At 41.8% G+C, this 26106-nt stretch carries 20 protein-coding genes and 1 pseudogene; 15 read left to right on the plus strand and 6 right to left on the minus strand.

The window, feature by feature from the left end; genetic code table 11:
• Nucleotides 1-143: 143 nt before the first annotated feature.
• The 4 genes from ACR5KR_RS34240 to ACR5KR_RS34255 all read left to right on the plus strand — a co-directional run bounded on the left by ACR5KR_RS34240 (nucleotide 144) and on the right by ACR5KR_RS34255 (nucleotide 8962).
• On the plus strand, nucleotides 144-2609 hold the full coding sequence (locus tag ACR5KR_RS34240; RefSeq protein WP_448269838.1) for a putative Ig domain-containing protein: 2466 nt from the start codon (nucleotides 144-146) through the stop codon (nucleotides 2607-2609).
• Between the two features lie 1031 nt (nucleotides 2610-3640).
• Nucleotides 3641-6652, plus strand: a complete 3012-nt coding sequence (locus ACR5KR_RS34245; RefSeq protein ID WP_448269839.1) for a peptidase domain-containing ABC transporter — start codon at nucleotides 3641-3643, stop codon at nucleotides 6650-6652.
• A 113-nt stretch (nucleotides 6653-6765) separates the two neighbouring features.
• Complete coding sequence (locus ACR5KR_RS34250) at nucleotides 6766-8349, plus strand: HlyD family efflux transporter periplasmic adaptor subunit (RefSeq protein ID WP_448269841.1); 1584 nt, start codon at nucleotides 6766-6768, stop codon at nucleotides 8347-8349.
• Between the two features lie 115 nt (nucleotides 8350-8464).
• Nucleotides 8465-8962 (plus strand): DUF427 domain-containing protein, encoded by a 498-nt coding sequence (locus tag ACR5KR_RS34255; protein ID WP_448269843.1) that lies wholly within the window; start codon nucleotides 8465-8467, stop codon nucleotides 8960-8962.
• 198 nt (nucleotides 8963-9160) lie between these two features.
• Here ACR5KR_RS34255 and ACR5KR_RS34260 read toward each other — a convergent pair whose 3' ends face one another.
• Complete coding sequence (locus ACR5KR_RS34260) at nucleotides 9161-10153, minus strand: metal ABC transporter solute-binding protein, Zn/Mn family (RefSeq protein ID WP_448269845.1); 993 nt, start codon at nucleotides 10151-10153, stop codon at nucleotides 9161-9163.
• A gap of 764 nt (nucleotides 10154-10917) precedes the next feature.
• On the opposite strand from ACR5KR_RS34260, the gene ACR5KR_RS34265 reads away from it, so the two are divergent.
• The 6 genes and pseudogenes from ACR5KR_RS34265 (at nucleotide 10918) to ACR5KR_RS34290 (ending at nucleotide 16082) form a co-directional block, all read left to right on the plus strand.
• Entirely contained in the window at nucleotides 10918-11253 is a 336-nt protein-coding gene (locus tag ACR5KR_RS34265) for a hypothetical protein (protein WP_448269847.1), read from the plus strand.
• 595 nt (nucleotides 11254-11848) lie between these two features.
• Nucleotides 11849-12199 carry a YtxH domain-containing protein gene (locus ACR5KR_RS34270; RefSeq protein WP_445629604.1) on the plus strand — a complete coding sequence of 117 codons (351 nt, stop codon included), beginning with the start codon at nucleotides 11849-11851 and terminating at the stop codon, nucleotides 12197-12199.
• Between the two features lie 11 nt (nucleotides 12200-12210).
• A pseudogene (locus ACR5KR_RS34275) lies at nucleotides 12211-12752 on the plus strand (DUF948 domain-containing protein).
• 264 nt (nucleotides 12753-13016) lie between these two features.
• The gene (locus tag ACR5KR_RS34280) at nucleotides 13017-13823 is read left to right on the plus strand and encodes a TPM domain-containing protein (RefSeq protein ID WP_445629606.1); all 807 of its coding nucleotides are present in this window, start codon (nucleotides 13017-13019) and stop codon (nucleotides 13821-13823) included.
• A 109-nt stretch (nucleotides 13824-13932) separates the two neighbouring features.
• Nucleotides 13933-14562 (plus strand): precorrin-8X methylmutase, encoded by a 630-nt coding sequence (locus ACR5KR_RS34285; RefSeq protein WP_289799093.1) that lies wholly within the window; start codon nucleotides 13933-13935, stop codon nucleotides 14560-14562.
• A 104-nt stretch (nucleotides 14563-14666) separates the two neighbouring features.
• Nucleotides 14667-16082: a right-handed parallel beta-helix repeat-containing protein gene (locus ACR5KR_RS34290; protein WP_448269850.1), complete on the plus strand. Its 1416-nt coding sequence runs from the start codon at nucleotides 14667-14669 to the stop codon at nucleotides 16080-16082.
• A 170-nt stretch (nucleotides 16083-16252) separates the two neighbouring features.
• Here ACR5KR_RS34290 and ACR5KR_RS34295 read toward each other — a convergent pair whose 3' ends face one another.
• From ACR5KR_RS34295 to ACR5KR_RS34315, 5 genes are all read right to left on the minus strand, one after another.
• Entirely contained in the window at nucleotides 16253-16939 is a 687-nt protein-coding gene (locus tag ACR5KR_RS34295; protein ID WP_448269852.1) for a phosphate ABC transporter permease, read from the minus strand.
• 32 nt (nucleotides 16940-16971) lie between these two features.
• Complete coding sequence (dapB, locus tag ACR5KR_RS34300; protein WP_448269853.1) at nucleotides 16972-17808, minus strand: 4-hydroxy-tetrahydrodipicolinate reductase; 837 nt, start codon at nucleotides 17806-17808, stop codon at nucleotides 16972-16974.
• A gap of 575 nt (nucleotides 17809-18383) precedes the next feature.
• Nucleotides 18384-19001 carry a hypothetical protein gene (locus ACR5KR_RS34305; RefSeq protein ID WP_448269855.1) on the minus strand — a complete coding sequence of 206 codons (618 nt, stop codon included), beginning with the start codon at nucleotides 18999-19001 and terminating at the stop codon, nucleotides 18384-18386.
• A 14-nt stretch (nucleotides 19002-19015) separates the two neighbouring features.
• Nucleotides 19016-19786 carry a 3-methyl-2-oxobutanoate hydroxymethyltransferase gene (panB, locus tag ACR5KR_RS34310; protein WP_445629610.1) on the minus strand — a complete coding sequence of 257 codons (771 nt, stop codon included), beginning with the start codon at nucleotides 19784-19786 and terminating at the stop codon, nucleotides 19016-19018.
• A 101-nt stretch (nucleotides 19787-19887) separates the two neighbouring features.
• Nucleotides 19888-20994 carry a ligand-binding sensor domain-containing protein gene (locus ACR5KR_RS34315; protein WP_448269857.1) on the minus strand — a complete coding sequence of 369 codons (1107 nt, stop codon included), beginning with the start codon at nucleotides 20992-20994 and terminating at the stop codon, nucleotides 19888-19890.
• A 1030-nt stretch (nucleotides 20995-22024) separates the two neighbouring features.
• Here ACR5KR_RS34315 and ACR5KR_RS34320 point away from each other — a divergent pair.
• The 5 genes from ACR5KR_RS34320 to ACR5KR_RS34340 all read left to right on the plus strand — a co-directional run bounded on the left by ACR5KR_RS34320 (nucleotide 22025) and on the right by ACR5KR_RS34340 (nucleotide 26094).
• The gene (locus ACR5KR_RS34320) at nucleotides 22025-23455 is read left to right on the plus strand and encodes a form I ribulose bisphosphate carboxylase large subunit (protein ID WP_445629611.1); all 1431 of its coding nucleotides are present in this window, start codon (nucleotides 22025-22027) and stop codon (nucleotides 23453-23455) included.
• 132 nt (nucleotides 23456-23587) lie between these two features.
• Nucleotides 23588-23995, plus strand: a complete 408-nt coding sequence (rcbX, locus tag ACR5KR_RS34325; RefSeq protein ID WP_445629612.1) for a RuBisCO chaperone RbcX — start codon at nucleotides 23588-23590, stop codon at nucleotides 23993-23995.
• Nucleotides 23996-24040: 45 nt separating this feature from the next.
• Nucleotides 24041-24370, plus strand: a complete 330-nt coding sequence (locus ACR5KR_RS34330) for a ribulose bisphosphate carboxylase small subunit (protein WP_322696505.1) — start codon at nucleotides 24041-24043, stop codon at nucleotides 24368-24370.
• Nucleotides 24371-24843: 473 nt separating this feature from the next.
• Complete coding sequence (gene psbP, locus ACR5KR_RS34335) at nucleotides 24844-25389, plus strand: photosystem II reaction center PsbP (protein ID WP_445629614.1); 546 nt, start codon at nucleotides 24844-24846, stop codon at nucleotides 25387-25389.
• A gap of 108 nt (nucleotides 25390-25497) precedes the next feature.
• Nucleotides 25498-26094, plus strand: coding sequence for a Maf family protein (locus ACR5KR_RS34340; RefSeq protein WP_445629615.1), 597 nt, complete (start codon nucleotides 25498-25500; stop codon nucleotides 26092-26094).
• The last annotated feature ends 12 nt before the right edge of the window (nucleotides 26095-26106 follow it).

The following is a 26106-nucleotide window of genomic DNA, read 5'->3' on the forward strand; positions in this document are numbered from 1 at the left end:
TTGTCCATAAATCAAATATGATTTTTATATCAGTTTAATAATTGGCTCCTTGGCTATGCCAAAAAAATCCTGCTTCTACGTGATTTCCAGGATATAGCACGCAACGGCTGCAACGAAAAAACTATTAATTAATAAGAGTAATTATGTCAGACACCATCCCGATCGCGATCGCTACCCAATCAACTCAAGACTTGTATGAGCAAATACCTGCTACTCACCTAGTTTTCATAGACCCACAGGTTGAGAACTACCAAAGTCTAGTAGCAGGTGTATTGCCGAATACCTCTGTTGTAGTCTTAGATCCTGACCAGAATGGCATTGAACAAATTAGCCAAGTGCTGGCAACTCATCGGGAAATCAATACTCTACACATTGTTTCTCACGGCGCACCAGGGCAAGTCTACCTGGGAAACAGTCAACTCAGCTACGAAACCCTCAACCATTATGCTTGGCAACTCATGGACTGGGCAAATGTTTTGAGTACAGATGCACAACTACTATTGTATGGTTGCGAAGTTGGGCAAACAGAGCAAGGTAAAGCATTTGTACAACGTCTGAGTGAATTCACAGGTGCAGTAGTAGCGGCGTCTGATAACTTAACGGGGAGTACTGCATTAGGTGGTGACTGGGAACTGGAAGTTTCTACGGGCGCAATTGTTCCTACTCTGGCATTTCAGCCAGAAGTAATGGCAGTTTACGCTTCAGTACTAACTGCTCCAGTCTTGTCCAAAGCGATCGTAGACCAAAAAGCCACCCCAGGTATTCTCTTCAGCTTCACTGTACCAGATGACATTTTCACCGATCCAGATGTCGGAGATAGCCTCACCTACACTGCAACTCTGGACAACGATACGCCTTTGCCGACAGGGTTGAAGTTCAATGCTACTACCAAGACTTTCAGTGGTACTCCTGAGAATACGGACGTAGGTAGTCTAAACATCAAAGTTACCGCTAAGGATGTTGGTGGAGAAACAGCTAGTGATGTGTTTAAACTTACTGTTGATACTCCTCCAGTCTTGTCCAAGGCGATCGCAGACCAACAAGCCACTCAAGGTGTTCTCTTCAGCTTCACTGTACCAGATGACACTTTCACTGACCCAGATGTCGGAAATACCCTTACCTACACTGCAACTCTGCCCGACGATACGCCTTTACCGACAGGGTTGAAGTTCGATGCTGCTACCAGGACTTTCAGTGGCACTCCTGAAAATGAAGACGTAGGTAGTATAAACATCAAAGTTACCGCTCAAGATTTTGCAGGAGAGCAAGCCAGTGATGTGTTTAAAATCACGATTAATAATGTCAACGATCCTCCTGTCTTGGTAAAAGAAATTGCAGACCAAGAAGTCACCGAAGACACACTCTTTAACTTCACCGTCCCAGATGACACCTTTAGCGATGTGGATGTTGGAGACATCCTCACCTACACTGCAACCCTGGAAAATGATGAGCTACTACCCACTTGGTTGAACTTCAATCCTACTACCTTTACCTTCAGTGGTACTCCTGAGAATGAGGATGTAGGTAGTTTGAATATCAAAGTCACAGCTAAGGATATTGCTGGAGAGGAAACCAGTGATGTGTTTCAACTTACGGTTGCTGACAATACTCCTCTAGTCACAATTACAGGCGATATCTTTAGTGTCAAGACTAAGCTGAACAATGAAGGTGATAAAGCAAAACTCTCAGTCAAGATTAAAAACAACACCTCTAAAGAGGTGAATGAACTAAATGTATTTACTGTTGACGATGAAGAAGGTAGGATTAACGGCATAGCCCCTGGTGCAGAAGGCTATACACAAGCGGCTCTTTTGCGTTCAAAGGTGGTTTTCTCCACTCTTGCCAATTTGCCTAATGGTTTTAATCCCGCCGACCTGAAAAACATATTAGAATTCAACTCTGATACCAGACTCAGATTTTATCTGGTATCCAACAGTACTACTCAAGCTGTACTGTCTGGAAAAACCCCCTCCTCAAGTGTGCTTTTTTCTTCAGGTACAAATAACAACATAGAAAATCAAGGGTTTTCTCTTAATTTTCAGAATTTGGTTGTGGATATTCAGCCAACCAATCAAGAGGTATCTTTAGGTACTGGTGTGCAAGGTGAATATCAAGGCGAACTGATTGATTTACGGAGTGTGACACAATCGGTAACAGCTGAGTTTCAAGTCAACAGAGAGGCATCTTACAATAACTTTGTCGGCTTTTATCGGGTGGCTGATGAAAATGGTGGTATTGACACCAATGGCGATGGCACGGCAGATATTCTCGTTGGTCAGGCTGGCTACGCCGAAGCTGCTGTGCGTGGGCGTGTTGCAGGCATTGACTTGACGGTAAGCAACCAAGGCACTACAAATTCCACTGGCACTTTTGATCCGAATTCTTTGTTTGCACCATTTATTATTGTGGATGGCAGACCTGATGCGATTCTTAATGGCAATGGCAATAAGAATGTTTACTTCACATTTTTGGGTGCTAATTCAGATAAGGTAGATCACATTCGACTATTGGGAAATAACACCTTTGGTTTTGAGGATTTACCAAATGGTGGTGATAAAGATTACAACGATGTAATTGTGCAGGTCAATTTGAGTGCCAATCTTGGCTAGTATCAAAGGCGAGTAAGCTGTTACGCGAAAAGAAAAGCACATCAACTGGTGAAGGTTGTCCTAAGTCAATTGTCCAAAGTCCAGTTGGTAAACACAAATGACTAATACTTCGGCTTACCTCGGCTCCGCTACCTCGACTTCGCTCGGCACAAGTCGGTACGAGTCGCTCAGTACAAGTGACTAATGACTAATGACGGTCTTAACGGAGTTTGTGCAATATGTAGGCGCATTAGCTTAATTACTTAGGAAAATTCAACAACCTCATCCCGGTTACAGTATGAGGTTGTTTTATGCATGGTGATTAAATGGACTTGCTATTAATTAAACTAGTAAATTTACTGAAGGCAGTTATTGTCTTTCCTTCATAAATTTAATAGTTGACTCCTTTAAGGGGACAAAAAATCTTTATTTTACCAGTTAATTTTTATTAAATTAAGCTAGCAAAAAAGTGATGGAGAATTCTTTCATAATTAAGTATAGGCGATGTTTAACGAGGAAAGCTCCTGTTTTTCGCTATTAATGATATTGTCAATCCCTGTATTCAAGAATTTGTCAAAAATAATTTAGAAATTTAAAGTTTTTTTTATTACATAATTCTTAATTAGGGTATTTACTTAGAAAAGCATCTGTGATATTTTCATGTTGACTATCATAAACTAAAATATGCAGCGCTAAATTTAACAACCACGTTTATGTGTTTTGGTTTGATGATAAGTATCCATCTTGCATAATTGCAATACTAAATATTGATTTTAATTTTGTATAAATTATGTAGCGTTAACCAAGTGATAACTTGTCTTCGATCTATTTAGAGTATGCTTCCTTTTGAAAAACACATAACAATCGTCACCGTGTGATATAAATACAGGTCTGCAATTAGACGAACTTATCCTCTGTGCTTTTACACATTTAAACACCTGAATCCCACAGAAGTATTGTTACTGCTGGCATAAAACCAAACACTGCTACTGTTAGTACAAGAGATACCCCCTAATATTTTCAACTTAACTCCTCACTTTAACTTGTTTTATATGACTTATATTAAGAACACTTTTCCCGAATTTCTCACCGCCCTAGAGGGGTTTGAGCAGTTGCCAGATGGAGCGATCGCTAATCTATCAGAACAACTGCAAGCCTGGCGCTATCGCATAGGCCAGAAAATCATCGGTAAAGAAAGTCTCCCGGAACGCATCACGATCATTTATGAGGGACAAGTGCGCTTGTTGGGATACGACCCTCAGACGCAATTGCCAATTACCCTAAAATTACTACAACCTGGGGAAATTATCGGTGAAATTGGTTTGTTGCGCGATGTCCCCTGTGAAACAGCGATCGCTTCCACCGAAGTAGTATGTTTAACCTTGAGTGCATCAGCATATTTTAGCTTTCTGGCTTCATACCCAGCTTTTGCCGAAGCTCGCAAGAACCGCAGTTATTTGGTAGAAGTTTTCGATATTCTCGCTTCCTATTGGCAAAAGCAAGCGATCGCTACTTTAAATCTCAGAGAACTGACAGAAAAAGCCTTACCACAGGCGAAAATACATTATCTCCCTTCCGGCAAAACTCCCTTCCACCAACTGGATAGCAAAAGCGTTTGGTTTGTGAGTGGCGGTGGTACAGTCACGAATTTTTCACCTGGCGATCGCCTAGAACCAGACGATGACAGAGACAAAATTCAGGTCATCGGTCAAAACCCCGCACGCTTGCTTGGTATACATCCGTCAGATTTGATCTTAGAAACTAGTCATGAGATAGAACTTGCGGTAACTGAAACCAAAGTAGATAGAGATAGCGCTGACGACTTAGATATTATTCCCTACGCATCAGACGAAATAGTTCCACAGCCAGTCCCCCAAAACTCGAAGAATCCGTCAAAACAAAAATATCCATTTTTTGGCGGTAAAGGAGAACTAAATTCAGCCTTCGCCTGCTTCCAAATGATCGCGAAGCATTTAGAAATGCCGTTTCGTCGCGAGGTGGTTCGCCGGATCTTAACTGAGCAAATCAAACGTCAGGGGACTATATCGTTTCAAGTTACTGCTTACCTAGCAGAGTTAATTGGACTGAAGGCGCAGTTGATAGAGTTACCAGTCGCTTCAGTAACGCGCATTCCGACACCTGCGCTTATTCACTACGGTGATAATTTTGCCGTTTTATATGAAGTAAATGCAAATATTGCGGTTGTAGGTGTTCCATCCAAAGGAATTGTGCGCTGCAAAGTAGCTCAATTGGTTGAACAATTAGATGTCGATCCAACTGACTTTCCGCCCAAAGTTAGGGTATTACTGCTGACTACGACCAACCAAACACCCCAAGAACGCTTTAGTTTACGGTGGTTTCTGCCCTATTTGTCAAAGCACCGTCGAGTTCTGATAGAGGTCTTTATCGCTTCCTTTTTCGTGCAGTTGGCAGCTTTGGCAAATCCTCTAGTCGTTCAATTAATTATCGACAAAGTTATCACTCAAAATAGTATTGGCACACTACATATTTTGGGGATTTTGCTCTTAGTAGTCGGACTATTTGAAGCAGTGTTGACTACTTTACGAACCTACTTATTTGTCGATACCACGAACCGGATCGATATGGGTTTAGGGTCGCAAATCATTGACCACTTACTACGTCTACCACTGCGCTATTTTGAACGCCGACCGGTGGGTGAACTTTCCACTCGCATAAACGAACTAGAAAATATTCGCCAATTCTTGACTGGTACTGCTTTAACAGTCGGATTAGACGCTTTGTTTTCGCTGGTTTATATAGGTGTGATGCTGATTTACAGTTGGCAACTCACGTTAGTCGGCTTAAGCACAATTCCAATATTTGTGATTATCACCTTAGTTGCTTCTCCCACCATTAGCAGACAGTTACGTGCCAAAGCCGAACGCAACGCCGAAACTCAATCTTATTTAGTGGAGGTGATGTCAGGAATTCAAACAGTAAAAGCGCAAAATATCGAATTGCGATCGCGCTTTTCCTGGCAAGAGCGTTACGCCCGATTTGTCGCCGCTGGTTTTAAAACAGTTGTGACTTCTACCCTCGCTAACTCTACTAGCAACTTTCTCAACAAACTCAGTAGCTTACTAGTTTTGTGGGTAGGAGCTTATTTAGTACTGCAACAACAACTAACTTTAGGCGAATTAATTGCCTTTAGGATTATATCGGGTTATGTCACCAGCCCAATATTACGTTTAGCTCAACTCTGGCAAAGCTTCCAAGAAACTGCCTTGTCTCTAGAGCGTTTAAGCGATATTGTCGATACCCCACAAGAAGCAGAAACAGACCGCTACAATATACCTTTACCTTCAATCAAGGGAGCAGTGAAATATGAAAATGTTTCCTTCCGTTTCGGTACAAGTGGTCCTCTGCAACTTTCTAATGTCAACCTAGAATTTGCCCCAGGTAAATTTATCGGCATTGTCGGGCAAAGTGGGTCTGGTAAAAGTACGATGATGAAATTACTGCTGAGACTTTACGAAACTGAGTCTGGCAGAATTTTGATTGATGGTTATGATATCGCCAAAGTAGAACTTTATTCGTTGCGACGACAAATTGGTGTAGTTCCCCAAGAAACATTATTGTTTGACGGCAGCGTTCAGGAAAATATTGCCCTAACCAATCCCGATGCCACAACCGAAGAAATTATCGAAGCGGCTCAGGTTGCGTGTGCCCACGAGTTTATCATGAACTTACCTAACGGTTACAACACGCGGGTGGGAGAACGGGGTTCTGCACTTTCCGGTGGACAACGACAAAGAATTGCGATCGCTCGTTCAGTTTTACAACGACCAAAATTATTAGTTTTAGACGAAGCAACTAGCGCATTAGACTATCCTACAGAACGGCAAATATGTCTCAATTTAGCCAAAGCATTCAAGGGCGATACAGTATTTTTTATTACCCACCGATTGAATACTGTCAGTAATGCAGATATGATTGTTGTGATGGATAACAGCAGGGTTATAGAACAAGGTAGCCATCAAGAATTAATGGCTACTAAGGGTCATTATTATTACCTGTATCAGCAACAAGATGTAAACTTGTAATTAATCATTCTTGAGGGCAAAGGTTTTTGGCATCGGGAAACATTGCCCAACCCACAAAAAATTCAAAATCGTTCGACTGAACGCTCACGACAAGTCCAAAACCCAAAATCGTTATGACTCAACTTAATGGGAATCACCTCAACGGCAATCACAAAAACGGCAATCACAAAAATGGAGTAAAGCACGATTCACAAGTCCTGACAAAACAACAAAAAGCTGCTCAAGAGTCTTTAACTAACTTAAACAATCTGGAATTTGAGCAATCTATTGTCTTGCGCCAATCTCCAATTTGGTCGCGTACAATCATGATTACACTAGTGGGGTTAGCCTGCTTTGGTATTGGTTGGACTTATTTTGCAAAAATTGAGCAAGTAGTGCCAGCAACCGGGCAATTGAAACCTCAAGGAACAGTCAAAGAAGTTCAGGCTCCTGTGAGTGGAGTAGTGAAAACAGTTAATGTAAAAGATGGACAAGAAGTGAAGCCAGGTGATATACTGCTAACTTTTGATTCCATAGCCTCTGTTGCCGAATTAAATTCTTTGAATAAAATTCGCCTTGCATTAATGAAAGAAAATCAGATTTATCGGCGATTGATGAATGCAAGTACTGCCAATGGATCTGAACTGTTATATTTGCGTAGTAACTTGCCACAAGAAACTGCTTTTCTGTTGAAAAGTCGGGCAGCATTAGTAGCAGAAAATGAATTATTCCGCACTCAATTAAAAAATTCTGGTCAAGATTCTGGAGTCGGAATTGATGAACAACAACTTCTACGAGTTGCCAAACAAGAATTAGACTCTCGGTCTTCCGCAGCCCGATTAGAAGTCGAAAAAACCAAAAAACAACTGGTTCAAAATCAAATTAAGCTGGAAGATAGTAAATCAAGTTTAGCTATTCAAGAGGGGATTTTAAATAAGCTGAAGATATTAGCAGAAGAAGGTGGTATTTCTCAACTTCAGTATCTCAACCAGCAACAAGAAGTTCAAAACCGCACGGCAGAAGTAGCGCAACTAGGTGAAGAACTGAAACGTCTCCAATTTGATATAGAAAAAGGACAACAAGAGTTAAGCAATACGGTCGCTGTTTCTGATAAAAACATTTTGGATAAGATAGCTGATAACAAACAGCGAATTGCCGAAATCGATAGCCAATTCATGAAAGTTGTGCTGGAAAATGAGCAGCGTTTGGCAGATGTCAATAGCAAAATATCTCAATCACAGTTAAACGTTAAATATCAAGAACTCCGCGCACCTGTAGCCGGAACAGTTTTCGATTTGCAAGCAAAAAACCCTGGATTTGTTGCAACTCCAACTACAAAACTGTTGCAAATTGTCCCCAAAGAAAACTATATCGCTGAAGTTTTCATCACTAACAAAGATATTGGGTTTGTCCGAAAAGGTATGAAAGTAGATGTCAGAATTGACTCCTTTCCTTACAGCGAGTTTGGCGATATTAAGGGAAAAGTGACTGAGATAGGTTCAGACGCATTACCGCCAGACCAAACCCATCAGTTTTACAGATTTCCGGCAAAAGTCTCATTAGATAGACAATCCCTAGTGATTAAAGACAAAAAAGTTAACTTGCAATCAGGTATGTCCATCAGTGCCAATATAAAAGTGCGCGAAGAACGGACTGTGCTTAGTTTATTCACGGAGTTATTTACTAAGCAAGTTGATGCTCTTAAACAGGTACGATGAAGAGGGTTGAGTTAAAAGATTGCAGTGGCTCTACAAGGGAAGTTGCTCCTTCACCAAGTAGATTTGTACTGAGTATTTTTTCTCTCTTAGCACTTAGCAAGCAGCACTCTTCATAATGGTTAATTTTCAACGTATCGAACCCGCTCCCGGACAAGAATCAGTTTGGGATTACCCCCGTCCTCCTCTTTTGGAGGACACAACCAAACATATCCAAATAATCTTTAACGGAGTAGTAATTGTAGATACTCACAGCGCCAAACGTGTTTTAGAAACCAGTCATCCTCCTTCTTACTACATTCCCCCAGCGGATATCAAAATGGAATATCTACAGATGACTCCGCAATCTAGCTTTTGTGAGTGGAAGGGTAATGCTGGTTACTATACAATCCGAGTTGGTGATAAACAAGTCCATAATGCTGCTTGGTTCTACCCCAAACCCACACCAGCCTTTGAATCTATCAAGGACTATGTAGCTTTTTATGCTCATTTAATGGATAAATGCTACGTTAATAGCGAAGAGGTGCAACCACAACCAGGCAACTTCTACGGCGGTTGGATAACCAGTGATATTGTTGGGCCATTTAAAGGCGCTCCTGGTACTTGGGGATGGTGAGTCGATTTTGGATTTTGGACTTGTCGTAAGCCTTCAGTCTAACGATTTTAAATTTTGAATAACAAAATCTATCAATGTAGGTTGGGTTGAACGCCAGTGAAACCCAACATAAACAAGGATTAAATGTTAGGTTTTGTTTCTCAACTCAACTTGCTACTAATAAACTGAGTTTTTAGGATTACTAAATTGATGTTATGGCTACCTAGCAGCTTTTCTTTCAAACATCAAATACGTCCCTCCTAGCCCTTCTACAATTGTGCGTGTATTGGCAATCATCATTTTCTGATAAGTGTCCGCGTCGCTTCCTGGTTCACCAAGTCCCTCAGCATACAGCTTTCTGTCAGAAATATTCACTTCAGCTTCTTTGGCTACAGATTGAATCAAATTAGGATTAATTTCCGCCTCAGCAAAAATTGTTGAGACTTTAGCCCGTTTAATGTTTGTAGCCAAATTTTTGACTCGTTCGGTTGTCAGATTTTCATTAGTACTAATACTTTGCAATCCTCCTGTCAATGAAATACGGTATGCTTTGGCGTAATAACTCAGTGCATCAGAGGTTGTAACTAGCTTACGTTCTTTGGTAGGAATACTGGCAATTCTTGACTTAATCCAGCTATCTAGTTGAGTGAGTTCATTGGTAATTTTTTTAGTATTACTGCTATAAGCCTCTGCATCACTAGATTGTAATTTTCTCAAATTACTATTAATTACCTCCACCATTCTGATAGCATTTTTGGTATTGTGCCAAACATGAGGAGCGGTTATATTCTTACCACCTACCTGAAATTTTTGTGGCTTAGGTACTGCCAGTTGAGCAACGGCTATTTTTGGTGTAGGGTTTTTAGTTGCTTTAATTAACTTAATCAGATTTGGTTCAAAATTGTAACCATTATAAAGAATAAGATTAGCTTGCTCAATGGCTTTACGATCTTCCGGTTTTGGTTTATAAAATTGGGGGTCGGCAGAAGGGGAAATTAAGCAGGTGAGGTTAACTGTATTGCCAGCAACCTGCCTGGTTAAGTCACACAGTACGCTTGTAGTCGCTACAACTTGGGGAAGATTCTCATTTACTTGGGTGTTAGTCTGAGTGAATGTAGTGCTTACAGCTTGATTTCTACATCCAACAAATCCAATTGTTAAGGCAGCAAGAATAACTGGGAAGAAATTATTCAATGGCGATTTTTTTGACATCCTCAACTCCTACTGGATGTATAAAAAAAGATAATCATTGTTGGTAAAGTATTAGTAAAATACCAGGGGAGAGTCTTCAGCAAAGAAGAGATTAAGGGCTGAGGGAGAAGGCTTCGGCAAAGAAAAGGGTAAAGTTTAAGGGAAGAGGAATTAAGAGACTTTCTCCTCCATCACTTATCTGTTTCCCAAGTCCACACCCAGCAATTTTTGATTGGCGATCCACTAGTGAGGTGTTTACAGGCAAAATATTAGTTAACTGCACACGACAAACTGGAAAACTGGTAGAGGTCGAAGCACAATAATAGAGGCAATGCTGGGGAGTCTCCAAGAAGTGTAGTTCTCTCACCATCTGTTGAAGGGTCTATACCATTGCGCTTACATCCCACAAAGCTCGCACATTGATTAGGATTAGCAGGTTAAGGAGTGGGAGGTAGTAATGGGGCTTATGGAGCATACGGGTTGATTTCGCAAACCGAGTCGTGAATCTAAGGCAATTGTAGCTGTGGTTTTGCCAGGTGTGGACATATCATTGTTACAAAATTGGCAAATTGGCGATTTTTTAGCCATCAGCCTTTGTTACACTAATTTTTACCTAGTAAAGCCTTTTAATATTGCTTAGAGCATTATCTAACTACTTTTTATTGCCAGAATCCAGGATGTACTTTGTGCCATAAATTTTATCCTTTAGTTTCTTCATCATTAAATAAGAGCCAAATCAAGTATATAGAACAATTCCTCAAAGCTAATATTGGTCAAGATAAATAATGGTAATTTTAGTTGTCATAATTAACACCCTGATTTCACTGATACTAATTTATGTGGCTTGGCGGGTGTGGCAACTTAAGCAGCAGTTAGCATACATAGCAGATAGGTTAACCGCTTATGAAAGTTGTACGAATACAACCCTGAATAAAGCACCCGAAAATATTTATCTCAGCCAACAGAATATTTATAACTTACGGCAGAGAAATCAAGCGCTACAAATGCAAATTCAACAAGTGCGGCAAATTATCAATTTACTTTTGCTAGGGCGGCAAATCTGGCAGCGTTATTTTCTGAAGCTAGAGTTAATATCTCGGAAAAGAACAGTTGCAAAATGAGTTATGTCAGGTTCATATGAACATTAGACTTCTTGGCATTTGTCGGGTAAAGGGTAAGGGTTAAAGGGAAAAGGGATAAAATTAACATTCCCCTTTAACATGCACCCATTTCCCAACCTCTTGCAAAAGGCACAAATGCCAAGAGGTCTATATTAAGGCTGACGGGGAACACACAGAAAGATCCGTAGTAAGATCCCATAGGGTGCATTGGCTTCTAGCGTAGGCATAGCCCGCACTTCTCTGCGAGACGCTCCGCGTAGCTTGCTTCCACGAAGTGGTACGACAAAGCTCAGTGACCGCCGCAGGCATCACTTCCTCTTTCCATACCCTCAAAGCTTGTTATTAAGAGCGTTCCTTCAGTAGAAGGGTATGGAATACCCAAGACATAACACAAAAAGATGCCCACCAGAGGTATCAAAACGTTGAGAAATACGGGGAGTTTTGAATTACAAGTAATTAATGCTTTTAGTATTAATGAATAAAAGCAACATTTCTGGCTGATATTTTGTCACCATAGATTAACTGAATAAAATCGGTTGAGTCTTACAAGGGGAGAAAACCCACCTAAAATGGGTGTAAGGAGAGAAACAATAACATGTCTAATAACCGTTCTGGAGTATTTTTTGGCGGTTTGATGCTGGGAGCTACAATCGGTGCTTTGACCGGTTTACTCGTGGCTCCACGCACAGGGCGCGAAACGCGTAAAATTTTGAAAAAATCTGCTAATGCTATCCCAGAATTGGCAGAAGATTTATCAATGAGTGTGCAAATTCAGGCAGATCGTCTCTCTGCTAGCGCACTACGAAATTGGGATGAGACTTTAGATCGATTACGGGAAGCGATCGCAGCAGGTGTAGATGCCAGCCAGCGAGAAAGCCAAGTCTTGAAGCGACAAACATCTGTTAAAGACTCAGATTCGCTTCCACAGCAATTAGAACGCTCATAAATGACATAACCGTGATTGAACCCCTGTTTTGGTTGGGACTTTCCTTACTTTTAGTCGCCACAAGCTTGACTGCGGTTTTAGTGGCGGCGATACCGGCTTTGCAGGAGTTAGCACGCGCGGCTCGCAGTGCAGAAAAGCTATTTGATACTCTCTCGCGGGAGTTACCACCGACTTTAGAAGCTATCCGTGTGACTGGTTTGGAAATCACTGACTTAACTGATGATGTCAGTGAGGGCGTAAAAAGTGCTAGTCAGGTTGTGAAACAAGTCGATCAAAGCCTTGATAGTGCAAGAATTCAGGCTCAAAATCTGCAAGTAAGTACGCGCAGCATCTTTGTGGGCGCGAAAGCTGCTTGGAGAAACTTCACGCGCCAAAAACCCGCAAGGCGGACGAGCGATATCGCACCCCAAGCAATGAAAAACCACCACTAACGTTGCGAGAACGAGAAGTGTTGAGGCAAGAAAATCGTCGAATCAAAGCAGAAGTGTACCGCGTTAATGACGGTTATAACGATGCCACTAGCTGGGAAACCAATTTCGATGATGAAGATTGAATTAGGGCATTGGGGAGGCAGTGCGGTCTTCTCCCAAGGGGAGACGCTTTAGCGCATAGCGTAGCGTTAGCGAGTCCGCGAGCGTCTGGGGTCTCCCCAAGTGGAGCAACTGCCGTCATTGGGCATACCCAATACTCAAAAACCTTTTGCTTTGATCCCCTAGATTAGAGTAAAGTAAACAAGTGTAAAGAACATATCATTTTTCTAGTACTCTTTTAAAACAACTTGTTCGCTTTTACCGTTAATATTTGTATAAAAACGTCCATGCAATCTTGTTTTTGGCGACGAATTCTAGTATCTATTGCAATATTTTTCCTGGCTGGGTCAATTTGGGTGATGCATTCTCCCCCAGCACTGGCTTATGACAATCCTGAGTTACTTCCTGACACCTTTACCCCAGTTGTAGATTTAGCTAAATCTCTGCCTGTACTGCAAGAAGAAAAGCTTGTTAAAGATTTAGAGCAGTTTGAAGCCGACACAGGCTGGAAATTGCGAGTCTTAACCCAGTATGACCGCACCCCAGGTCGCGCAGTTATCAAATATTGGGGTTTGGATGACAAAAGCATTCTACTCGTTGCCGATTCTCGTGGCGGTAACATCCTCAGTTTTAGCGTCGGCGATGCTGTTTATAAACTTTTACCCCGGACTTTTTGGATAGAACTGCAAACTCGCTTCGGTAATTTGTATTTTGTCCGCGAACAAGGTGAAGATCAAGCGATTCTACAAGCTTTAGAATCGGTTAAAGGCTGTTTGCTCAAAGGGGGTTGTAATGTTGTCCCCGGACTACCACGAGAGCAGTGGATTCTCACCTTGATTACCTCAGTTATTGGTGGGGTGATTTGTGGATTTGCAGCTCAACCCCGCCAAAAAGGACAAGTTTTTGCTTGGCAATGGGCTTTAATTTTCTCACCTTTGTGGGGAATCTTGTTTATTGCCTTCGGCATTGGGCCAGTTGTGACACGTACAAGCGACTGGTTGCCTTTAGTTCGCAATATCTCTGGGTTTCTCATTGGCGTCTTGGTTGCCTACCTATCTCCTATTTTCAATCGGTCTTCTAGTAATGAGTTATGAGTGAGTAGTTAGGAGTGAATAGTTTAATTAACTTATAACTCCTAACTCTTAACTCTTAACTCTCTGAAGCTGATAAGCTGAAAGCTAATATTTGAGAAGCTCAACAAAAATGGAATGGCACGTAACTGATGCTCAAAGTTTAGCAATCATTGATAGTGAAATTGGCGATCATGTCTTTTCACCCGCAGAGTATGAGATTGTGCGTCGGGTAATCTACGCCACGGCTGACTTTGAGTATAAGTCTTTGATTCGCTTTTCTGAGCGTGCCTTGCAAGCTGGAGCAGCAGCGCTAGCCGCACGTACCACGATTGTGGTAGATGTCCCGATGGTACAAGTAGGTATTGCCTACGATATTCAAAATACCTTTGCGAATCCAGTGTATTGCAGCATGGAAGCTCTCACACGCCCTCAAAAAGAAAAGACTCGCGCAGCATGGGGAATAGAAACTTTAGCAAAGCGTTATCCAGAGGGAATTTTTGTGGTGGGTCAAGCCCAAACGGCTTTGACTGCACTGGTGGATTTAATTGAAGTTGAGGAAATTAGACCTGCTTTAATAATCGCAACTCCAGTGGGATTTGTAAATGTTGATGAAGCTAAAGAACGTTTACAAGACTCTCTAGTCCCTCACATTATAATTGACGGCCGCAAAGGTAATGCAGTTGTAGCAGCTGCGATCGTTGATGGGTTGGTAGACTTAGCTTGGCAAGCCTATGGACAAGATGGAAATCGGGGGAGCTAGGAAAGTCGACTCGATGATTATATTTTGTATCCAAAAGAGTATTCATCAATCATTGAATATCCTCATATTTTTCTGAAGTCGTGCCGTTCAAGGAGCCTTTTCTTGTGGTAATTCAAGCTTTCAATTTAAGTGCATATCTTACAATTCCTGTGGTATTAAGTCTTTTGGTTGATGGAGAAGGAATAAAAGTATCTTTAGTTAAAAACGTTCGTCAGGTATCTACTAACAAGGAAATTATCCTATCCAACCGTCAGCTAATTAGCACTACGGTAACTCCAAAAACATACTATGTTAGTGGTGCTGGAAATGACACAAATAGCGGACTCTCTATTTCATCCGCCTTTAGAACAATTCAAAAGGCAGCAAATCTGACTAACCCTGGCGATACAGTATTGATTATGAACGGAGTGTACACAAATTTAGGCAAAGCTGGTAGTGCAGTAAGTATTAGACGTTCTGGAACTGCAAATGCATGGATTAAGTATAAAGCATATCCCGGTCATTTCCCAAAAATTCAGCACAATACATGGAACGGTATCTCGATTTCAAATGGAGCTTCATACATCGAGATAAATGGGCTGGAGGTGATAGGAAATAATCGCAATATAACCCTTGATTATGCAATGAGTCAGAAGACTAACAAACAAAACCCGCTTACAAATGGAAACTGCATCAGTGTGGATGGACGAACAAATGGTCATAGTCGCCATATACGGATTGTCAACAACAAGGTACATAAGTGTGGAGGAGCAGGTATTTCAGCGATTGAATCGGATTATGTGACAATAGATAATAACGAAGTGTTCGATAATGCCTGGTATAGTGTTTATGGTAACAGTGGCATTTCAATTTTGAATAGTTGGAACTCTGACAATAAGCGGGGATACAAGATGTTTGTTACTAACAACAAAACCTACAACAATCGCATGTACATCCCTTGGATTGCAGTCGGAAAGATCACAGACGGTAATGGTATTATTATCGATAGTTCTAGAAACGATCAAAATAACTCCAAATTGGATGCATATAAAGGATACACTTTAGTTCAAAATAATCTTGCATTTAATAATGGTGGGTCAGGTATTCATGCATTTTTAAGCGAGCATGTTGATATTGTAAATAACACAGCTGTTTTAAATAATCAAAGTCCAGAACTTAATGGCGGGCAAATATTTGCTCATACATCATCTGATGTCAGAATTCTCAGGAACATTCTCTATGCTTATCCTGGAAAAAATATTAATAATAAGACTAAAAATAAAAACGTTATTTATGATTATAATATCTACATGAATAGTTCTAAGATAAATGTTAAAGGTTCTCACGATATTGTTGCAGGCTCACAATTTTTAAGCAAGTATCCCACTCTAAAAAAAATATCTGGCAATTGGAAATCGCGGTTAGATAAACAAAATCCGCCGACACGACCTTATGTAGAATCTAATTCGGCAGGTTTTGCCTGTGGGACAGTGACTTATCGCTTGCAAGAAAAACTCATCAAAGTGGGATGCTCTCGTTAGCAATCAGGCAGGAAATTCAGGATATGTGAAATAGAAGTCTATACTGCAATACGCTTGGGTGAAGGATTATTGATGTAGACATTGGTCTTTCAAGACGCGATAAATCGCGTCTCTACATCTGGGTTTTGTTGCTCATTCTGAACTGTATTGTCCTATAGCTAATTACCTTTTCAATCCTCTACTCTACGACGCCGCCGACGCGGCTTTTGTTGTTGGTCTTCACGCAAGCGACGACCGACTTCGTTAAAGAAATCTCGGCGCAGATAAGGATAATCGCTAACCCACAGGTCACGATTAGGAAAGTATATATCGCTAAATTCATCAATACTGCTCAAATCTGGGCGATTGGACATCACTACCATTTCTGCAATTTGACCGCGAGTAATAACTTTGTGGGCAGGACGCAATGGCGCTACAAACTCAATACTAAATCCTGTATCATCACCTATCTCTAAATTTATCTGTTTTTCTCGGTTTTCTACAATCACCAATTCGCCTTTGTTGTTGACTGTTTCGGTTTTACCTATTAACTGGTCTGTAATCCACCAATCTAAGACTCGACCACGGAAAAAGCCGCCGTATTTATAACGGCGGCATTGTAAATTCCGCATACTTGCTTGAAACACTGGATACCACAGCCAAAAAAAAGCGCTAATTACCCCTAGTACAAATACTATTGAAGCAAACTCAAGCTTGAAAATAACTGTTACAAGCAAAATAACAACTACCGCAACTACAGAAATTAACAGCCGTTGCAAAAAATTTGAGAACTTCCCCCAGTAATATTTGTACTGCAAACCAGTAGCAATTAGGGGGACAACTTGTTCAAATTTCTGGCGAGTCAGTGGTACTAACATGAGTGCTAAGTAATGAATGCCCAATAGTGAGTTTAAAGTATCTTTTCTAATCCATATACTAACGACTTTAACCCTAAGACTTTGCGAATTGCTAGTAGCACTCCTGGCATATAACAAGCGCGATCGCTCGTATCATGTCGTAAAGTATAAATCTGTCCTGCTGCGCCAAAAATCACTTCCTGGTGGGCAATCAATCCCGGCAAGCGCACGCTATGAATTCTAATTCCTTCATCTGCAATACTGCCCCTCGCTCCTGGTAATTTCTCCGTTTCTTCTACAAGAGCAGGGTTAAAAGTTTTACCCAATTCTCCTAGTAACTGGGCTGTTTGAATGGCAGTACCGCTAGGAGCATCAGCTTTTTGGTTGTGATGCAGTTCGATAATTTCCACATGGTCAAAATATTTAGAAGCTGCGATCGCAGCTTGTTGCAACAGTACCATGCCAATGGAAAAATTAGGAATAATTAGGCAACCAGTGCTAGCTTTGTCGGCAAAATCTGCCAAGTCTTGAATTTGTTCTGAACTTAACCCAGTAGTGCCGACTACAGGACGAATACCGTAAGCGATCGCACTGCGAATATTGTCATAAACTGAATCGGGATGGGTAAAGTCTACAATCACCCCTGGAGGAGATTGTCTGTCGCCAGCCACATACCCCAACATCGGTTCTAATTGATTGGTAATTGGCACTTCCAAAGGTTCGCTTAAACCCGCCAACTCCCCGGCATCTTTATCTTGATGTTCTAAACTGTAGTCAATTGCACCCACTAGGTTTAAGTCAGGCGCTTGTGCCACCGCCTTAACCACCTCACGGCCCATTTTGCCAGCAGCACCGTTGACAATAACCGGTATAGGAGCTTGATTCGTCATAGGTCGAGAAATACTTTTTGAGTCAACAAGGGAATTGTAAAGACTTTCGCGATCTAGTAGCTAGCTTCTCAAATCTCTGGCTTAATTCCACCTACCTGAATTGTGCAGCTAATCGTTTAGTTTTTCTACTCCCCAAAACATCGGTTCTCGTTTTCATTGACTATCTCACCCAGTAACCCGTTTTATTTGCGGCTCGTACTGTTTTGATAAGTATTCCTTATAAAATATATCAGCCTTTGTTTGTCAAGTCTAGTTGACTATTTGTAATATTATTGTTATATTTATTTACATAGCTTAGTAAAGCCCTAGAGTAAGCTGCATAGCTAAAATTGCACCTTGTCTATTTCCTATATAGTTTTGGTTGCATTGGGTGTTAACTAAGAAAAACAGACTTCGGTTTTGCAATATCCCATCGACATTTGGACTTCTCCCATCTACCTCGGCATTAAGTCGAGGTTTTTTATGTTCTCGATTAGCCCTTTATTTAACTTTTATTTAGTAGTTATTGTTGATTTAATTATTTAGGTTGCGGTACTACATTAAAAAAAGATTTAAAAATACTTCAGCAGTAGAACTCAGGGCAATTTCTCCCAAAGTGAAATCCAAATATTGAGTTCCTCGTTTGGAACAAAATCTTTACTCTTAGATAAATATTTAATGATTGATAACCGATTCTTAATCAACCTTAGTTTTCTGAAATCTTCAAGTTCGCTATCAAACTTTTTTTGAGTTTCTTCTGGATTCTTGGCTGCTAAAGCTTCTCTCCAATCTGCTGCTTTAGTTAATGCTTCTTGGTAGGAAATGTGTAAATTATCGAAAAACCAAGTAACAATCTGCTGTATATCGAGAACTGGATTTTCTGGAAAGGCACCAAATTTTACAATCATGTAAGCTCGTAATCCCATTAAAGAATTTAGATATAGCTCAGAAAAACTAGGATTATTTTCAGCTAAAAATTCGTAAACTGAAGTTGCTATCTCTGCCCAAGCAAGGCTTTCTGAATGAGATTCATTAAATTCTTCATTGGCTAGTTCTTGCGCTCTGAAAGTAGAGACTTCAGCTAAACCAAGCCAATTAAATTTTTCTGGTACTTGCTGTGGCTCTGCCCAAACCATTCTCAACCAAGCTTGTACTTGCTCTGGCTCTTTTTGAAGTAGAACTATTAAGAAATTTGTTGCTTCACTTTCAGCCATAGTTAATGATGAAGTCAAGGAAACTTCCGGTCTCGCACTTCTGCGGCATAATCTTGGACGGCTTTGGTAATTGTCTCGCGTAGATTTGTGTAAACTTTGGCGAATGGTGGATGCTTCTGGGCCAGTCCAAGGACATCTGAAGTAACTAAAACTTGTCCATCGCAGTGAACTCCCGCACCAATACCAATTGTGGGAATAGTCAATTTTTGTGAAATCTGCATTGCTAAATCTGCGGGGATATGCTCTAAAACTAGAGAAAATACACCAGCTTGTTCGAGAGCGATCGCTTCTTGTAAAATCCTCTCACTGGCTTCTTGCGTCTTTCCTTGTTGTCGCAAACCCAGTTGATGTATTGATTGCGGTGTCAAACCCACATGACCCATGACCGGAATTCCGGCTTCTACCAAACGAGTCACAGTTTCAGCGATCGCAGGATAGCCACCTTCTAACTTTACCGCTTGAGCGCCCGTTTCCTTTAGTACCCGCCCAGCTGAGTGCATCGCTTGTTGGAGACTTTCTTGATACGTCAAGAATGGTAAATCTACTACTACTAATGCCCGTTTCACCCCACGGCGAACAGCTTTAGCATGATAGATAATTTCATCCAAAGTAATTGGCAGTGTTGTTTCATACCCTAAAACTACTGCCATAGAGTCACCCACAAGGATTAAGTCTACACCAGCTGCATCCAGGAGTTGAGCGATCGCATAATCCCAGGCAGTCAACGCCACAATTGAACGTCCCTGTTGTTTCCATTGAATTAATTGCTGGGTAGTGATTGCCATTGCCAATTTTAGATTTTAGATTTTAGATTTTGGATTTTTTGTCCTTTGTCTTCTGTCCTTAGCAAATGACTAATGACAAAGGACAAAGGACAAACGACTAATCATTTAACGGCGCGACTGAATGCAATATGGGGTTTTGCACTGTCCGTTTTGGGCATTAACCACGCTAGACCTTCACTAGTACCAATCCATAATTTATTGGCGATGTCAGGTGCAAGGGTAAGAACCCGACTAGAAGGAAGTCCAGCAACTTCTGGGTCTAATACGGCTCCTGTATTTGGATCTAATCGTAACAAACCATTATTAGTCCCGACCCAGACACTACCATCTTTAGCAAAACGTATCGCCGTTACATCACGCCCACGCAGACGAGTTACAGACCGCAACACTGCACCAGTTTTTGGGTTAATAACTAGCAAATTATTCGGCATTCCCGCCCAAATTAACCCTTCTGGACTAATAGCTAAAGCTTGTACAGTCGTCCCTGGCAAATCAGCTATTCGCTTCATAATCGCAGCACTAGCAGTATTTACCCGCACCAACCCATCCAGAGTACCAACCCACAATTGACCTTCAGCATCTAAAGTCAGGGCATTAGCACTGACACCAGGCAGATTTTTTAATGTTGTCATAATCAAGCCTTGGTCGGGACTAATTAGGGCTAAACCGCTATCGGTTCCAGTCCACAAATAACCTCGTTTGTCAAGTAACAGTGACAACACGCGTTTAGAAGGCAAAAATAAATTCTGTGCGGTGATTTCATTAGTTCGAGGGTCTACTCGAACTAGTCCGCCATAACTTCCCACCCACAAACGTCCTACTTTGTCTTGGGCTAAAGCACCAATGGCAACATTTGGTAAGCTAACACGAGAAATAATCTTGCCGGTTTTAGGATCGATTCGCGATAGTCCCCGCCAAGAACCTACCCAAAGATTGCCTGTAACATCTGCCAGTAAGTTACCAACACGATAATCAGTTTCTGGCGAATTTTCTTCAACTCCCCGCTCATCGGGCAAAGATTCTACTCGCGGTGGCGGTGCGGAAGCTGGGTAAGCGGGAGTTACATCAGATGAATTAATGTCAGGGGTTTTTTGCGCCCATCCCATATTTGGCAAAGCTATCAACCCCAGCAAGATAGAAGTAATTAATAAACTAGTACGCTTGTAAAACAATACCACGGTGACATTTCCTTTAAAGACAGTACCCATAGCATTTACCTCAACTGGCTTTGGGTTAATTTCAGTGTTCCCCTAGCTGGGATTTTTCAAACATTGGGGATTGGGGACATAACTCTTGAAGAGGCTATGCCAACGACAAGCGGTAGTTGAATCTAGACTTACTTCTCCTGTCGGAGAGGCTGCGCCAACGACAAGCGGTAGTTGAATCTCGACTTACTTCTCCTGTCGGAGAGGCTGCGCCAACGACTACGCTCAGTACAAGTCGCTCGATTACCGCGCAGCGATGCACTGAGCGCAGTCGAAGTGTCGAAACTCAGTACAAGTCGCTCGATTATCGCGCACTCGAAACTCAGTGTATTGGTGGGAACTGGGGATTTCGCCATCGCCCTCATCTTTTCAGTTCTTTACAGTTATTAATGACATTTTGTAAAGTATTTGTAACAAAAAGTTTAAATCTTTATGTAATAACAAAATTAAATAGATAAGTTAAAAACTTTCAAAGAATAACTTATCGAATTCTTGATATATTGTGAAACAAGTTACAAATTACGTGGTGTGCAATTCTTTTATCTTTTGCTCACCACTCTGCTAAATCTCTGTCAAGTAAATTCTTTTCTGGTGTCTTTTCCGTGAAAGGGAAAGATATAAGGAGTGTAAAGGCGGGAATGTGTGCCAGCCAGCCCAATCCCCTGAATACCCGAATTTATGGGGGAATTATCTAAATCAAGCCGCAAAGTGCGGAAGTTTTGGTGAAATTGAGAAGAGAAGGTTTAGTTGGGTGCGAAGAAGAGGTAAAAAAGAATTTTGATTTTTAGCAAGAGGGAATAGTAGAAGCGCTAGGTCGTGTACCCCTAGAAGGGGAAAACACTGGTGAGGAGGGCTACCACCGCTATCCATTGTGTCCGCCGCAAAAAAACTGCTAACCTTTGCCAAAGGCAACTCCTAACAAAAAATTTTTCCGATCTTCCCCTCGCTCAGGGGGGCAAGAGCGGGGTGAGGGGAAGTTGCACAAAACGTGATTTGATAATTAACAAGAGTGATTTCAGGGAAGGATAAAATTATGTCTTACGCTCAAACGAAGACTCAGAGCAAATCTGGGTATCAAGCCGGGGTTAAAGATTACAGACTAACTTATTACACACCGGATTACACACCAAAAGATACCGATCTTCTAGCTGCGTTCCGTATGACACCTCAGCCTGGTGTTCCTCCCGAAGAAGCAGGTGCGGCTGTTGCGGCTGAATCCTCCACAGGTACTTGGACAACTGTGTGGACAGATTTGCTCACCGACCTCGATCGCTACAAAGGTCGTTGCTATGACATCGAACCAGTTCGGGGCGAAGACAACCAGTACATTTGTTACGTTGCCTATCCTTTGGACTTATTTGAAGAAGGCTCTGTAACCAACGTATTGACCTCAATTGTCGGTAACGTATTTGGTTTCAAAGCTCTACGGGCACTGCGTCTAGAAGACATCCGTTTTCCAGTAGCTTACATCAAGACCTTCCAAGGGCCTCCTCACGGTATCCAAGTTGAGCGCGATAAGTTAAACAAATACGGTCGTCCTTTGTTGGGTTGTACCATTAAGCCCAAATTGGGTCTTTCCGCTAAGAACTACGGACGCGCTGTATACGAGTGCTTACGCGGTGGTTTGGACTTCACCAAAGACGACGAAAACATTAACTCCGCACCATTCCAAAGATGGCGCGATCGCTTCTTGTTCGTCGCTGAAGCTATCAACAAATCTCAAGCAGAAACCGGTGAAATCAAAGGTCACTACCTAAATGTCACCGCTCCTACCTGTGAAGAAATGCTGAAGCGGGCTGAGTACGCTAAAGAACTCAAAATGCCCATCATCATGCATGACTACCTCACCGCAGGTTTCACCGCCAACACTACATTGGCTCGTTGGTGCCGCGATAACGGTCTATTGCTGCACATTCACCGTGCGATGCACGCTGTAATTGACCGTCAAAAGAACCACGGTATTCACTTCCGTGTATTGGCGAAAGCTCTACGTTTGTCTGGTGGCGACCACATCCACACTGGTACAGTAGTTGGTAAATTGGAAGGTGAGCGCGGCATCACAATGGGCTTCGTTGACCTGTTGCGTGAAAACTACATTGAGCAAGACAAGTCTCGCGGTATTTACTTTACCCAAGACTGGGCTTCTCTACCTGGTGTAATGGCAGTTGCTTCTGGTGGTATCCACGTATGGCACATGCCCGCGCTAGTAGAAATCTTTGGTGATGACTCCGTACTACAGTTCGGTGGTGGTACTCTGGGACACCCTTGGGGTAACGCTCCTGGTGCAACTGCTAACCGCGTTGCCTTAGAAGCCGTTGTTCAAGCTCGTAACGAAGGCCGCAACTTGGCTCGTGAAGGTAACGATATCATCCGTGAAGCTGCCAAGTGGTCTCCTGAACTGGCTGCTGCTTGCGAACTGTGGAAAGAAATCAAGTTCGAGTTTGAAGCAATGGATACCGTCTGATCTGGGTTAACAGTTAAGAGTTAAGAGTTAGAAGTAGAGACGCGATTCATCGCGTCTGTACTAGAGTTAGGATTTGCATTAATTCATAACTCATAACTCATAACTCATAACTCTTCAGGGCTGGGGTCAAGCATGAATCTTAAGCAAATTGCGAAGGACACAGCCAAAACTCTCCAAAGCTATCTGACTTATCAGGCTCTAAGGACAGTATTGGCACAGCTAGGTGAAACTAATCCGCCATTAGAACTTTGGTTGCATAACTTTTCGTCTGGCAAAATTCAAAATGGTGAGTCATTCATTGAGCAACTGTTGCGAGAAAAACCAGATTTGGCTTTGCGAATCATGACTGTCAGAGAACACATTGCGGAAGAAATTGCAGAATTTTTACCGGAAATGGTTCGCACTGGCATTCAGCAAGCCAACATGGAGCAGCGTCGCCAGCATTTAGAACGCATCACACAAATAGACACATCTAACCCCAGTCTGCAACCAGAACATCAAACACCTTCAGATCGAGATTTGGATAACTTATCCAATTAGTTCGGTCAATCTACTAGTAAAAATCGCAACCCATTATCAAAAGCTATGCAAACTTTACCAAAAGAGCGTCGTTACGAAACCCTTTCTTATCTTCCCCCTCTGTCTGATGCTCAAATCTCTAAACAAGTCCAGTACATCTTGAATCAAGGTTACATTCCTGCGATCGAATTTAACGAAACTTCTGAGCCAACAGAATTATATTGGACAATGTGGAAGCTGCCTTTGTTCGGTGCTAAATCCACTCAAGAAGTATTGAGCGAAGTTCAAGGATGCCGCTCTCAATTTAACAACAGCTATATCCGTGTTGTGGGTTTTGACAACATCAAGCAGTGCCAAGTTCTCAGCTTTCTTGTTCACAAACCCAACAGATACTAAGTCTAGTTAGTTGGAATTAATTATGGGATAGTTCAAGTAATTTGTCTATCCCCATATAGGAGAGGTAGAATTATCTGCCTCTCTTTTTTATCGAACAGAATTCAGGAGCCAGAATTTAGTTGGGAATTCTGTACGCTGACGGATAGTGTAAAGCCTTCTCTTCTCCTGTCGGAGACGCTTCTCTACCAGAAACGTCTTGATTCTGATACCAATTCAATTAATGATTACAACACATCCTTGGGTAAAGACGCGATGAATCGCGTCTCTACAAATGGTCTATTTGTCACATTCTTTTTTCAAATTGGTATGACAATTCTGACTCCTGAATTCTTCTTCAAAATTAGGCGTTAGGGAACATAAGCATTTATACTTACCATCTAATACATTATCCGAAGCGTCCCGGTTGGTGGGAGAATAAAGACGAGAAATGATGCAAGCCTTGTGTTATCTCCAGCCCAAAGGAATCTGTAGAAATGTGGAAACGAATTGTATTAATTTTGCTATTGGTGTTGAGCTTCAGTCTGAGTAATTCGGATGTAGCGGTTGCGGCTGGACTTAAAAGCTTTGTAGACAGTGGTGATGGCTATCAGTTTTTATATCCTAACGGCTGGCTGCCAGTTAAAGTTGCCAATGGCCCAGATGTGGTTTTCCACGATTTGATTGAGGTGTCTGAAAACGTTTCGGTTGTGATTAGCCCAGTTCCTGAAGGCAAAACTTTGTCAGAATTGGGAACCCCAACAGAAGTAGGATACAAATTAGGAAAAGCAGCTCTTGCGCCTCCCGATTCTGGTCGTTCGGCTGAATTAGTCAATGCTGCCCAGCGAGAAGTAGATGGTAAAACATATTACCTTTTAGAGTATGAGGTTAAACTCCCCAATCAACAACAACGACACAACATCGCCAGCGTTGCTGTGAGTCGTGGTAAACTTTTTACCTTCAACGCCTCAATTCCTGAAAAACGCTGGCAGAAAGTTAAACGAATGATTGATGAGGTCGTTAATTCTTTTTCTGTTTATTAATTAGGGAGTAGGGAATGGGGAATGGGGAATTGGGAATGGGGAATAAGAAAGAAACTTAATTACAATGCCCAATGCCCAATGCCCAATTAACAATTTTTCTAAAATCTCATGAAAATTCCACCTTTTGTACTAGCTTCAGCTTCTCCAGCCCGACGCCGCTTGCTGCAAACTGTTGGTATTGAACCAATAGTTCAACCTAGTGACTTTGATGAGTCGCAAATTGAACTAAGTGAACCAGCAGAATTGGTCAAAACTCTTGCCCAGTATAAAGCAGAAACTGTAGCCCCACAGTTTCAATCAGCTTTGATTATGGGTTGTGATTCAGTTTTGTCCATCAATGGTGAAATTTATGGCAAACCAGCAGACTTCTCGGAAGCGATCGCTCGTTGGCAGATAATGCAAGATAACTTTGGCGACTTGTACACAGGTCACGCCTTAATTGACCATCAGCAAAACCGTACTTTAGTCAAGTCAAGAGTTACAAGAGTTTACTTTGCTCAAATGAACGAGAAGGCAATTAAAGCTTATGTTGCCACAGGTGAACCGCTCAAGTGTGCTGGTGCTTTTGCCATTGAGGGTTTTGGAAGTTTCTTTGTAGAAAAAATTGAAGGCTGCCACAGCAATGTAATTGGACTCAGTTTACCTCTGCTGCGGCAGATGTTAAGTGAATTGGGATACGATGTCACTGATTTCTGGCAGGAATAGTCATCTGTCCAA

The sequence above is a fragment of the Nostoc sp. DSM 114159 genome, assembly GCF_053470285.1.

Excerpts from the sequence above, each read along its gene's own strand:
- ACR5KR_RS34240 (WP_448269838.1), top strand. The coding sequence starts at position 144 with ATGTCAGACACCATCCCGATCGCGATCGCTACCCAATCAACTCAAGAC.
- ACR5KR_RS34245 (WP_448269839.1), top strand. The coding sequence starts at position 3,641 with ATGACTTATATTAAGAACACTTTTCCCGAATTTCTCACCGCCCTAGAG.
- ACR5KR_RS34250 (WP_448269841.1), top strand. The coding sequence starts at position 6,766 with ATGACTCAACTTAATGGGAATCACCTCAACGGCAATCACAAAAACGGC.
- ACR5KR_RS34255 (WP_448269843.1), top strand. The coding sequence starts at position 8,465 with ATGGTTAATTTTCAACGTATCGAACCCGCTCCCGGACAAGAATCAGTT.
- ACR5KR_RS34260 (WP_448269845.1), bottom strand. The coding sequence starts at position 10,153 with ATGTCAAAAAAATCGCCATTGAATAATTTCTTCCCAGTTATTCTTGCT.
- ACR5KR_RS34265 (WP_448269847.1), top strand. The coding sequence starts at position 10,918 with ATGGTAATTTTAGTTGTCATAATTAACACCCTGATTTCACTGATACTA.
- ACR5KR_RS34270 (WP_445629604.1), top strand. The coding sequence starts at position 11,849 with ATGTCTAATAACCGTTCTGGAGTATTTTTTGGCGGTTTGATGCTGGGA.
- ACR5KR_RS34280 (WP_445629606.1), top strand. The coding sequence starts at position 13,017 with ATGCAATCTTGTTTTTGGCGACGAATTCTAGTATCTATTGCAATATTT.
- ACR5KR_RS34285 (WP_289799093.1), top strand. The coding sequence starts at position 13,933 with ATGGAATGGCACGTAACTGATGCTCAAAGTTTAGCAATCATTGATAGT.
- ACR5KR_RS34295 (WP_448269852.1), bottom strand. The coding sequence starts at position 16,939 with ATGTTAGTACCACTGACTCGCCAGAAATTTGAACAAGTTGTCCCCCTA.
- dapB (WP_448269853.1), bottom strand. The coding sequence starts at position 17,808 with ATGACGAATCAAGCTCCTATACCGGTTATTGTCAACGGTGCTGCTGGC.
- ACR5KR_RS34305 (WP_448269855.1), bottom strand. The coding sequence starts at position 19,001 with ATGGCTGAAAGTGAAGCAACAAATTTCTTAATAGTTCTACTTCAAAAA.
- panB (WP_445629610.1), bottom strand. The coding sequence starts at position 19,786 with ATGGCAATCACTACCCAGCAATTAATTCAATGGAAACAACAGGGACGT.
- ACR5KR_RS34315 (WP_448269857.1), bottom strand. The coding sequence starts at position 20,994 with ATGGGTACTGTCTTTAAAGGAAATGTCACCGTGGTATTGTTTTACAAG.
- ACR5KR_RS34320 (WP_445629611.1), top strand. The coding sequence starts at position 22,025 with ATGTCTTACGCTCAAACGAAGACTCAGAGCAAATCTGGGTATCAAGCC.
- rcbX (WP_445629612.1), top strand. The coding sequence starts at position 23,588 with ATGAATCTTAAGCAAATTGCGAAGGACACAGCCAAAACTCTCCAAAGC.
- ACR5KR_RS34330 (WP_322696505.1), top strand. The coding sequence starts at position 24,041 with ATGCAAACTTTACCAAAAGAGCGTCGTTACGAAACCCTTTCTTATCTT.
- psbP (WP_445629614.1), top strand. The coding sequence starts at position 24,844 with ATGTGGAAACGAATTGTATTAATTTTGCTATTGGTGTTGAGCTTCAGT.
- ACR5KR_RS34340 (WP_445629615.1), top strand. The coding sequence starts at position 25,498 with ATGAAAATTCCACCTTTTGTACTAGCTTCAGCTTCTCCAGCCCGACGC.